Genomic DNA, 10,535 nt, shown 5'->3' with positions numbered 1-10,535 from the left:
CGGAGGGGGTGATTACATGGCTGACCCCCACGGAGGGGGAGCGGGCCATGGGCCTGCCTGACGGCTGGACGGCGTTCGGCCACGACGGGCGGCCCGTCTCCGTCCGCGCCCGGCAAAAGGCCCTGGGAAACTCCATCGCTCTGCCCTGCGCGGAGTACATCATGGCGGGAATAAAAGAAGAATTGGAGGGAGGGAAAGGAGATAGCGATATTTGAAGCCTGCGTGACGAACCTGGGCAAATACAACGAGGGCCAGCTTGCCTATGAGCGGGTGGCGTTCCCCACCGACACGGAAACCGTACAGGCGGCCTTGGAGAAGATCGGGATAGACGGTATTCGGTATGAGGAGGTTTTTATTGCCGATTATGACGGCAGTATGCCCCAGCTCCATAAGCACCTGGGCGAGTATGAGAGCATTGACGAGCTGAACCATCTGGCCTGCCTGCTGTCGGAGCTGAACGAGTACGAGCTGGAAGTATTTGAGGCTGTCATGGACAGCGGGGAGTACACCGGGAGCGTGAAAGATTTGATCAATCTCTCTCAAAACCTGGACAGCTACAATTTTTATTCCGACATCCACACCGAGGAGGAGCTGGGGCGGATGTATATCCAGGAGCTTGAGGCCGTCCCTGTGCCGGAGCACCTGATCGACTACATTGATTATGAGGCATACGGGCGGGATGTGCGGATCAACGAGGACGGACACCTTGCTCCTGGCGGCTATGTGGTGGGCGGCGGCTCTTTTGTGGAGCACTACCACGGACTGGAGGACATTCCCGACGAACACCGGGTGTTCTCCATGCCCAAGGTTCCCATCCGGGAGCAAATGGCCGCCTATCAGGAAATGGCGAACCGGGCCTCCCAGACCACGGAGCGGCCCGCGCCCAAGGTGGACCGGGAGGAGCGGTAGCCCTCTGGACACCGTGTCCAGAGGCAGGAGGTGATGATTTTTGGTAGATGAAGATATTTCTCGGCGCACGATAGCCCTCTCCATCCGAACGGGGAAGCTGACGGCGCGGACGCTGGCCTGGGCGCTGCAGGCGGCGGGCCGGAAGATCCAAAAGGAGCGGCAGGCCCGCAAGACGCCCCACGGCAGGCAGAGCGTCAAACAGCTTATGAAGCAGGGCGAGGCGACCAACAGCCTCCCCGTGGAGGCCCCCAGGGAATTTGACCGGGTGGCCCGGCGCTGGAATGTGGACTATGCCTTTTACAAGACCGGGCCGGACAAATATCTGTTGTTCTTCAAGAGCGGGCAGGCCGACGCCATCACCGCTTGCTTTTCGGAATATTCCCGGCGTGTGTTGAAGCGTTCCAAGTCCCAGCGTGTTCCCATCCGGGAACAGCTCAAACGGGCTGCCGCTGAACTGGCCCGCCAGCCGTCCCACAAGAAAGAACGTGCAAGGGAGGCGGTGCATGAGGACAGATAGCGTCAAAAAGTATGTGATACCCAATATCCCGTACCTGTTTATTCTGTGGGCCTGCCTAAAGCTGGGGACGGCCTACCGCCTGGCCCCTGGAGCAGACTTTGCCCACAAGCTCATGGGCCTGGGGCAGAGCATCGGCCCGGCCTTTGCAGACTTTGCGCCGGGGCTCTCTCCTTTTGACTGGCTCATCGGTATTGCGGGGGCGGTGGGCTTTCGCCTGCTGATCTATGTGAAAAGCAAGAACGCAAAGAAATTTCGGCGGGATGAAGAATACGGATCGGCCCGTTGGGGCGGGCCAAAAGATATAGCCCCTTTTGCCGATCCGAAGTTTGAAAATAATGTCATTCTTACCGGGACGGAGTTTCTCACCATGAATACCCGGCCCAAAATCCCGGCCAACGCCCGGAACTTAAATTGCTGTGTCATCGGCTCCTCCGGCTCGGGAAAAACCCGCTTTTGGCTCACACCCCAGCTTTTACAGGCTCATTCCTCTTTCGTGGTGGTCGATCCCAAGGGCGGGGTGCTGTCCCAGGTGGGCTGTTTTCTCCAAAAGAAAAAGGGATATAAAGTTAAGGTTTTTAATTCCATCGACTTTTCCAAGTCCATGCACTATAATCCGCTGGCCTATATCCGAAACGAGGCCGACATCCTGAAGTTTGTGGATGCCCTCATTTCCAACACCAAGGGCGAAGGCAAGGAGGGCGACCCCTTCTGGACAAAATCAGAGACTTTGCTCTACTGCGCCTTAATCGCCTATATCATTTTTGAGGGCCCCGCCGAGGATCGGAACATGAACACTTTAGTGGATATGATTTCCGGGATGGAAGTAAAAGAAGATGACGAGGATTTTATGAACGCTGTGGACTATATGTTTTCCGGGCTGGAAAAGCGAAAGCCGGACTGCTTTGCGGTCAAGCAGTATAAGAAATACAAATTAGCCAGCGGCAAGACAGCGAAAAGCATTTTGATTTCCTGCGGGGCAAGGCTGGCCCCCTTTGACATCCCCCAACTCCGGGAGATTATGTCCTATGACGAGTTGGAGCTTGACCGCATCGGGGANCGGAAAACGGCGGTGTTCTTTATTATCTCGGACACCACCCAGACCTACAACTTTTTAGTGGCTCTGGCCTTTTCCCAGATGTTCAACCTTTTGTGCGAGCGGGCCGACAATGTTCACGGCGGCCGCCTGCCCCACCATGTGCGGGTGCTGTGGGACGAGGCGGCCAACACGGGGCAAGTGCCCCAGCTTGAAAAGATTGTAGCCGTGATCCGCTCCCGGGAGATCAGCTTAACCCTGTTCTACCAGCAGTTGGCGCAGTGTAAGGCCATCTATGACAAACACGCCGAGACGATCCTCGGCAACATGGACAGCGTGGTATTCCTCGGGGGCCGGGAGGCCAGCACCATCAAGGAAATATCGGAAAACTGGCTGGGAAAGGCCACTATCAGTATGCAGACCGACAGCCGCTCCCGTGGCCAGTCGGAAAGCTACAGCCAGAACACCCAGCGGCTGGGCCGGGAACTTATGACCCCCAGCGAGCTGGCAACCATGCCCGGGGACAAGTGCATTTTGCAGTTGCGGGGCCTGCCCCCGTTCTTCTCTCGCAAATATGATTTGAAAAAGCATCCCAACTATAAATACACGGCTGAGGCCGATAAAAAGAAAAACGCCTTTGACCTCGACAGGCTCATAAACCGCCGTAGGCGGCCCGGGCCGGAGGAACTATGCGAGGTGTATAAGGTATCCGTGCCGGACAATGGGCTCACAAGCGAGGACGAGGACATCCTCAACTATGACGATATTGACGATCCGGATGCCTTTGCATAAATAGGGCTTTGGGACAAAGTGTCCCGAGGTTTGTTACCTGCCGCCAGAAATGGCGGCTTTTTTCATGGCCGGGAATATCCCGGAGAAATGGAGGCTATATGGAATTTTTTGCATCTGCTATCAGCACTTTACAGACCCTTGTTGTGGCTCTCGGCGCAGGGCTTGGCGTGTGGGGCGTGGTGAATCTCTTGGAGGGCTACGGCTCGGACAACCCTGGCTCAAAAAGTCAAGGCATGAAACAGTTAATGGCTGGCGGCGGTATCATACTTTTGGGCACCACGCTGATCCCCCTGCTGTCCGGCTTGTTCTAAGGAGGGCTTATGGATTTTCTCACCGACTGGCTCGAGAACTGGATACGGGAGCTCTTGGTCGGCGGCATCATGGGGAACCTGGAGGGGCTCTTTGATACCGTCAACGCCAAAGTCGGAGAGATTGCGGTACAGGTAGGGACGACCCCGGCGGCATGGAACGCCGGGGTTTTCTCCCTCATCCGCCAGCTTTCCGAAACGGTGATCTTACCCATCGCCGGGCTGGTGCTGACCTTTGTTGCCACCTATGAGCTTATCCAGATGCTTCTTGAAAAAAACAATATGCACGAGTTTGATGTGGCGAATATCTACAAATGGGTATTCAAAACCGCCTGCGCCATCCTCATTCTCTCCAACACCTTTAACATTGTAATGGCCGTGTTCGATGTGTCGCAGAGCGCCATCTCCAGTGCGGCGGGGCTGATCCAGGGCTCCACGGATATTACCCCGGATATGCTGGCCGAACTGGAAACCACGCTGGAGGCGATGGATTTAGGGCCGCTCCTTGGCCTGTGGCTCCAGTCCTCCATTATTGGCGTGACCATGCAGATCATGGGGATCATTATTTTTGTTTTGGTGTATGGCAGGATGCTGGAAATATATTTGCTGACCAGTTTAGCCCCGCTCCCCGTTGCCACCCTTGCCAACCGTGAGCTTGGCGGCGCGGGGCAGAACTACTTAAAATCCCTGTTCGCCGTGGGCTTTCAAGGGATGCTCATTCTGGTATGCGTGGCCATCTATGCGGTGCTGATCCAGGGCATCGCCACAAGCGGCGACCCTATCGGGGCGATATGGGGCACCATCGGCTACACGGTGCTTTTGTGCTTTATGCTGTTTAAGACTGGCGGCATCGCCCAGCGCATCTTCGGGGCGCATTAAACAGGACTTCGGGACACTTTGTCCCAAGGCCGGAAAGGAGGCGGGATATGCCAAGACGGGCCCCCACCCGTTACAAACCAGGCCCGGACGGGGAAATGCTCCGGACATGGAACGGCAAGCTCCCGGAGGAATTTACCCAGCGGGACACGCTGGCGTTTATGGCTGATACGGACTTGCTTTTGAATGGCAGGGTATCAGCGGAAACCCTGTCCGCGATCCATGCGGCAGGCTATGAGTATGAGGGCGGGGCTGTCATACCCACGCCCGGAAAGGAGGAAACAGGACTGAGTAAGGATGTCATACTGACCCCGGAACAGATCGCCGCCGAGGAGCGGCGCTGGCTTTTTGAGGTTCCGATTGCGGAGCTGGCCGAGGTCAAAGGCGTAACCATAGACGAGGCCGTGAAAATGAGGACGGACGCCATGCTGAAGGAGGCTGTTCCCATTGAAGTATCGGTGCGGCCCATTGAGCCGCAGGGGAAACTGATCGGCTTTGCCAGCGTAACCATCGGCGGTGTTGTGATTGACGATTTTAAAGTGGTGGACGGGAAAAACGGGATTTTTTTAGGGACTCCCTCAAAGCCCGATCCCACCAGCAGGATGGGCTACCGCTCCACGGTGCGGGTTCCAGACCAGGCCACCCGGGATCGGATCAATGAGATTGCCGCCCAAGCGTACCATGTGGCCGTGGAAAAATTGATTGCAAGAGCCGAGGCGGTGCGGCCTGCCCCCATAAGGGAGCAGATGGCCCAGGCCGCAAAGGAGGCGGGAAAGGAAAACGCCGCCCGGCCTGCCCCGGCAAAGAAAAAGGAGGCCCGGGATGACCGCTGAGAGAACTTTGGGACAAAGTGTCCCGAAGTCTGCGGAGCTCTCCGAGGGCCTGTTCCTTATGAACGGCATCGAGGGCCTGCGCTCCCTGCCGGAACACTCGGTTGATATGCTCTTAACCGATCCGCCCTACGGCACCACCCGGAACTTTTGGGATGTGCCCCTGCCGCTCCCGGAGCTGTGGGAGGCGGTCAAGTGGGCCGTCAAGCCTAATGGGGCTGTGCTGTTCTTCGCACAGTGCCCCTATGATAAAGTGCTGGGGGCATCCAACCTTGCCATGCTCCGCTATGAGTGGGTATGGTACAAAAGCCGTTGTACCGGCTTTCTCAACGCAAGGCGGGCCCCCTTAAAGCGGACGGAGAATATTTTGGTATTTTACCAAAAGCTCCCCTATTACAATCCGCAGTTTGAACAGGGCAAGCCCTATAAGAAAATCTCCCGGGAGGGGAGCAACAGCCCCAACTATGGAAAATTCCTGCGTTCCAGCAGCGGGTCGGAGGACGGCCTGCGCTTTCCCGGAAACCTGCTTGCCTTTTCCTCGGTACAGCGCACCGTCCATCCCACGCAGAAACCCGTGGAGCTGTGCGAGTATTTCATCAAGACCTACACCCGGCCCGGGGAGGTGGTGGCGGACATCTGCGCCGGGAGCGGCACTACCGCTGTTGCCGCCCTCAACACGGGCCGCCGTTTTGTATGCTTTGAAACAGCCCCGGCCTTTTATGCCGCCGCCAGCGAGCGCATCCATACCGCCCGGGTGTCGGTGGAGTCCGGGGAGAAAGGAGTGTAACTATCGGAAACTATTCTATCATTTATGCCGATCCCCCCTGGCAGTACCAGCGGAGTAAAGTCCAGGGGGCGGCACAGAACCATTACCCCACAATGGGGATCGATGAGCTTTGTGCGCTCCCGGTGGCGGATCTGGCCGCCAGGGACAGCGCACTTTTTTTGTGGGCCACTTTCCCCCAGCTCCCGGAGGCCCTGCGGCTTATTAAGGCGTGGGGCTTCCAGTATAAGTCCGTGGCCTTTGTCTGGCTGAAAAAGAATAAAAAGGCGGACAGTTGGTTTTACGGGCTGGGCTTTTGGACGAGGGGAAACGCCGAGGTCTGCCTGCTGGCCACAAGGGGCCATCCCAAACGGCAGGCGGCAAATATCCATCAGTTTATCGTTTCCCCCATTGAGGCCCACAGCAAAAAGCCGGACGAGGCCCGGGAAAAGATTGTGGCCCTTATGGGCGACCTGCCCCGGGTGGAGCTTTTTGCCAGACAGTCCCCGCCCGGCTGGGAGGTGTGGGGAAATGAAGTGGCAAGCACCGTCCCGGACTTTGGGACAAAGTGTCCCGAAGATACCAGGGCCGGAAAGGAGGTCAAGCAGTGCCTTATGTAAATGTCCCCAACGATTTATCCAAAATCAAAACCAAAATGGCCTTTAACCTTACCAAACGCCAGCTTGTCTGCTTCGGCTGTGCGGCGGCAGTGGGCATCCCGTCCTACCTGTTCGCCCGCAGTTCCATCGGCAACACCGGGGCCATGTTCGCCATGCTGGTGATCATGCTCCCGGCCTTTCTGCTGGCCATGTATGAAAAAGACGGGCTCCCGGCGGAAAAGGTGGTAAAAAACATCATCCGGGCCCGGTTTACCCGTCCCGGGATAAGGCCCTATCAGACACAAAACATTTACGCCCCGTTTACCGGGCGGGGCCCTGTGAGAAAGGAGGATGCGATTGCAGACCACAAAACAAAGACAGCGGCGCAGGGCCGCCAAGGGCAGAAAGCGGGCGGCCCTGTCCGCCCAGCAGTCAATCCCTTATACGGTGATGCACCCGGACGGGGTGTGCAGGCTCCCCGGCGGGCTTTACACAAAAACCGTGGAATATGAGGACATCAATTATTCCGTGGCAAGCACCGAGGATCAGACGGCGATTTTTGGCGGCTGGAGCTCATTCCTCAATTACTTTGACAGCTCCCTGCCGTTCCAGCTTTCTTTCATTAACCGCCGTTCCCATTCCCGGAGCCGCTACCGGGTGAATATCCCCCAGGGGGATGACGATTTCAACAGCATCCGGGAGGAATATACCGGGATGCTGAAAAACCAGATCGCCAAAAGCAACAACGGCATTGAACGCTCCAAATATATCACTTTTGGCATCCCCGCCGAGGGGATTGCCGAGGCCCGGCCCCGGCTGGAGCGGGTGGAGGCCGATGTGATGGGGAATTTTAAGCGGCTGGGCGTTCCCTCCGAGCCGATGGACGGGCGGGCAAGGCTGGCCTTACTCCACAGCCAGATGCACCCGGGCAACCGGGAGCCGTTTTGCTTTTCGTGGAAAGATATTCCGCAGACCGGGCTGGGGACAAAGGACTTTATCGCCCTGGACAGCTTTGACTTCCGCCAGTCCCGCTCATTCCGGGTGGGCCGCTATTGGGGAGCCGTTTCCTACTTGCAGATTTTAGCGTCCGAGCTCTCGGACAAACTGCTGGCGGAAATTTTGGAGCTGGATGCGGAAATGACCGTGACCCTCCATATCCAGACCGTGGATCAGCTAAAGGCCATCAAAACCATTAAGGGGAAACTTTCCGATATTGGGAAAATGAAAGTGGAGGAACAGCGGAAAGCCGTCCGCTCCGGGTACGATCCCGACATCCTGCCGCCCGACCTTATTACCTTTTCCAAGGATGCGGCGGAGCTCCTTGCCGATCTCCAGTCCCGCAACGAGCGGATGTTTCTTCTCACTTTCACCGTGGTAAACCTTGCCCCTACCCGCCAGCGGCTGGAAAACGATGTGTTTACCGTGGGCGGCATCGCACAGAAATACAACTGCGCCTTAAAGCGGCTGGACTGGCAACAGGAGCAGGGCTTTATGTCCTCCCTTGCTCTGGGCTGTAATGAGGTGGAAATTAAACGGGGCATGACCACCAGCTCCACGGCGATTTTCATTCCCTTTATGACAAGGGAGCTTCGGATGGACGGGCAGGCCCTCTACTACGGCATGAACGCCCTTTCCCACAATGTCATTATGGCCGACCGGAAAAAGTTAAAATCGGCCAACGGGATGTACCTTGGCTCAACTGGCAGTGGCAAAAGTTTTGCCGCTAAAAGAGAGCTCTTAAATGTATTTCTTGTTACCCATGACCGCATTATCATTGTTGACCCGATGGGCGAATATGCCCCGCTGGTGCGGCGGCTGGGCGGACAGGTGATCGAGATTGCCCCGGACAGCCCCCACCACTTAAACCCGATGGATGTGGAGCTTAATATGACCGCCGGGGAGAGCCCGCTTTCCATGAAAGCGGATTTTCTTTTGTCCCTGTGCGAGCTGGTGGTGGGAGGCCGTGACGGGCTCCAGCCCATTGAGAAAACCGTCATTGACCGCTGTGTGCGGCTGGTGTACCGGGAGCAGGCGCTGGGGCTCGAAAACACCAAAACCCCGCTGTTGCAGGATTTATACGAGGAACTTCTCAGACAGCCGGAGCCCGAGGCCCGGCGGGTAGCGACTGCCCTTGAGCTCTACTGTACAGGCTCCCTCAATCTTTTTAACCATCCCACCAATATAAAAACTGATAACCGGGTGGTGTGCATTGTCTTAAAAAACATGGGGGAAAACCTCAGAAAAATTGCCATGCACATCACAAACGAGTTTGTCTCCCAGGCGGTGGACACCAATTTCCGGGAAGGCGTGGCGACCTGGTGCTACTTCGACGAGTTCCATGTCCTGCTCCGTGACCCGCTGACCGCCAGCTACTTTGTGGCCGTCTGGAAAATGCTGAGAAAGAAAGGCTGTGTTCCCAGCGCACTTACGCAGAATGTGAAAGACCTTTTGGCCAGCCGGGAAATTGAGAACATTTTAGACAACACCGACTTTATGATCCTGCTGTCACAGGCCCAGAGCGACCGGGCGATACTGGCAAAACAGCTTGGCATTTCCGAGCACCAGCTTTCCTATATCACTCACTCTAATTCCGGCGAGGGCCTGCTGTTCTATGGGAATGTGACCATCCCCTTTGTTGACCGTTTCCCCAAAGGTGAGATTTACAACCTGCTCACCACACGCCCGGAGGATATGAACAATGAAACGAAAACCGAATAAACCACGCCCGGAGCCTTGGGCGCAGACAGGCCGCACTGACCCCGGGGGCGGGGCCGCCGATCCGGGCGGTTCTGCTTTTGGGGCTGGCTCTGAAAAGCAGTCCGGGCCCGGTGAGGCGGGAACTTCGGGACAAAGTGTCCCGAAGTCTCCCAAGTCCAAATTCCGGCAGAAAAGCCAGCAGGAACAGGCGGCGGCATCCAAGCTCCGCATGGAAAAGCAAGGCAGAAAGGTAGAAAAGGCAAAGGAAAAGCTGGCAAGACAAAAGCCGCCGAAAAAGCCCGGCCCGGTAAAGCGTGCAGGCCGGGTGGCCAGCGGCTCTGTTCATGGTTTTGTACATGGAAAAATTTTCGAGGTGGAGCAGGAAAATGTGGGCACCGAGGGGGCCCACCGCTCCGAACTTGTTGGCGAGTCCGTACTGCGGCATGGCTCCCGGTTTGTAAAAAGGAAAATCCGGGAGCACCCGGCCAGGGCGGTACAAAAGGCCGAGGCCCGGTATGTCAAACGGACGGCGGACTATCACTTCCACGCCGCCGCCCAGGAGCACCCGGAGCTATCCAAAAACTTTTTCGCCCGGTACTGGCAGAAACAGCGCAACCGAAAGCAGTACCAAAAGCGGGCAAAGGAGGCCGCCAAACAGGGGGCAAAGGCCGCCGGGAAAACCGCCGCCGCCACGGAAAAGCTGGCGGCAAAGGCGGCGGGCTTTGTGAAACGCCATCCCGCTGGCTCCGTCATCGCCCTTGCCTGCATCCTGCTGGTCTTTCTGGTGCAGTCCTGCTCGTCCTCGCTGGTAACGATTGGAAACGCCGGGGCCGGGGCTTTAGGGGCCACCACCTACCCGTCCGAGGATGGGGATATGCTGGGGGCCGAGGCCGCCTATACAGGGCTGGAGGCAGAACTTAAAAACTACCTCGATACCTACGAAAGCACCCATGACTATGACGAATACCACTTCGATCTGGACGGGATAGAGCATGACCCCTATGTGCTGATCTCCATCCTGTCGGCTCTCCACGAGGGGCAATGGACGCTTTCACAGGCGGCAGGCACCCTGCAGACGCTCTTTGACCGCCAGTACATTCTCACCGAGGAAGTGGTGGTGGAGGTGCGCTATCGGACGGAAACTGACACTTGGACGGACGAGGACGGCAATTCCCATACGGACACCTACCAAGTGCCGTATGACTATTACA

Annotated in this window: 11 protein-coding genes and 1 pseudogene; all 12 read left to right on the top strand. The window is 57.0% G+C overall.

Annotated features, from left to right (window positions below; genetic code table 11):
- A pseudogene (locus JX325_RS08430) lies at positions 1 to 215 on the top strand (DNA (cytosine-5-)-methyltransferase); the annotation flags it as partial.
- A gap of 7 nt (positions 216 to 222) precedes the next feature.
- Positions 223 to 909 carry an antirestriction protein ArdA gene (locus JX325_RS08425; RefSeq protein WP_243413999.1) on the top strand — a complete coding sequence of 229 codons (687 nt, stop codon included), beginning with the start codon at positions 223 to 225 and terminating at the stop codon, positions 907 to 909.
- A 97-nt stretch (positions 910 to 1,006) separates the two neighbouring features.
- Positions 1,007 to 1,426, top strand: a complete 420-nt coding sequence (locus tag JX325_RS08420) for a PcfB family protein (RefSeq protein ID WP_374220601.1) — start codon at positions 1,007 to 1,009, stop codon at positions 1,424 to 1,426.
- A complete protein-coding gene (locus JX325_RS08415) occupies positions 1,413 to 3,251 on the top strand; it encodes a VirD4-like conjugal transfer protein, CD1115 family (RefSeq protein ID WP_204790712.1) in 1,839 nt (612 codons plus the stop codon). The genes JX325_RS08420 and JX325_RS08415 overlap by 14 nt, the downstream gene beginning before the upstream one ends.
- 98 nt (positions 3,252 to 3,349) lie before the next feature.
- Complete coding sequence (locus tag JX325_RS08410; RefSeq protein ID WP_120155131.1) at positions 3,350 to 3,562, top strand: Maff2 family mobile element protein; 213 nt, start codon at positions 3,350 to 3,352, stop codon at positions 3,560 to 3,562.
- Between the two features lie 9 nt (positions 3,563 to 3,571).
- Positions 3,572 to 4,438, top strand: a complete 867-nt coding sequence (locus JX325_RS08405; RefSeq protein WP_204790711.1) for a VirB6/TrbL-like conjugal transfer protein, CD1112 family — start codon at positions 3,572 to 3,574, stop codon at positions 4,436 to 4,438.
- Between the two features lie 47 nt (positions 4,439 to 4,485).
- Positions 4,486 to 5,268 carry a septation protein SpoVG family protein gene (locus tag JX325_RS08400; RefSeq protein ID WP_204790710.1) on the top strand — a complete coding sequence of 261 codons (783 nt, stop codon included), beginning with the start codon at positions 4,486 to 4,488 and terminating at the stop codon, positions 5,266 to 5,268.
- Positions 5,258 to 6,052 carry a site-specific DNA-methyltransferase gene (locus tag JX325_RS08395; RefSeq protein ID WP_160210539.1) on the top strand — a complete coding sequence of 265 codons (795 nt, stop codon included), beginning with the start codon at positions 5,258 to 5,260 and terminating at the stop codon, positions 6,050 to 6,052. The genes JX325_RS08400 and JX325_RS08395 overlap by 11 nt, the downstream gene beginning before the upstream one ends.
- 2 nt (positions 6,053 to 6,054) lie before the next feature.
- Positions 6,055 to 6,648, top strand: a complete 594-nt coding sequence (locus JX325_RS08390; protein ID WP_374220600.1) for an MT-A70 family methyltransferase — start codon at positions 6,055 to 6,057, stop codon at positions 6,646 to 6,648.
- Positions 6,636 to 7,139, top strand: a complete 504-nt coding sequence (locus JX325_RS08385) for a PrgI family protein (RefSeq protein WP_204790709.1) — start codon at positions 6,636 to 6,638, stop codon at positions 7,137 to 7,139. The genes JX325_RS08390 and JX325_RS08385 overlap by 13 nt, the downstream gene beginning before the upstream one ends.
- Positions 7,045 to 9,345, top strand: a complete 2,301-nt coding sequence (locus tag JX325_RS08380) for a VirB4-like conjugal transfer ATPase, CD1110 family (RefSeq protein ID WP_374220599.1) — start codon at positions 7,045 to 7,047, stop codon at positions 9,343 to 9,345. The genes JX325_RS08385 and JX325_RS08380 overlap by 95 nt, the downstream gene beginning before the upstream one ends.
- Positions 9,326 to 10,535, top strand: a 1,210-nt coding sequence (locus JX325_RS08375) for a CD1108 family mobile element protein (protein ID WP_204790708.1), incomplete at its 3' end; no start/stop codon positions are given. The genes JX325_RS08380 and JX325_RS08375, both read left to right, overlap by 20 nt.

This window comes from Oscillibacter sp. CU971, assembly GCF_905219725.1.
In the GTDB taxonomy this organism is placed as follows: domain Bacteria; phylum Bacillota; class Clostridia; order Oscillospirales; family Oscillospiraceae; genus Oscillibacter.
Note: the sequence above shows the minus strand (reverse complement) of the source record. Positions and strands in the feature narration are given on the sequence as shown.

What these genes read in the sequence shown, in the direction of transcription:
- JX325_RS08400 (WP_204790710.1), top strand. Translation starts at nt 4,486, where the DNA reads ATGCCAAGACGGGCCCCCACCCGTTACAAACCAGGCCCGGACGGGGAA.
- JX325_RS08410 (WP_120155131.1), top strand. Translation starts at nt 3,350, where the DNA reads ATGGAATTTTTTGCATCTGCTATCAGCACTTTACAGACCCTTGTTGTG.
- JX325_RS08405 (WP_204790711.1), top strand. Translation starts at nt 3,572, where the DNA reads ATGGATTTTCTCACCGACTGGCTCGAGAACTGGATACGGGAGCTCTTG.
- JX325_RS08395 (WP_160210539.1), top strand. Translation starts at nt 5,258, where the DNA reads ATGACCGCTGAGAGAACTTTGGGACAAAGTGTCCCGAAGTCTGCGGAG.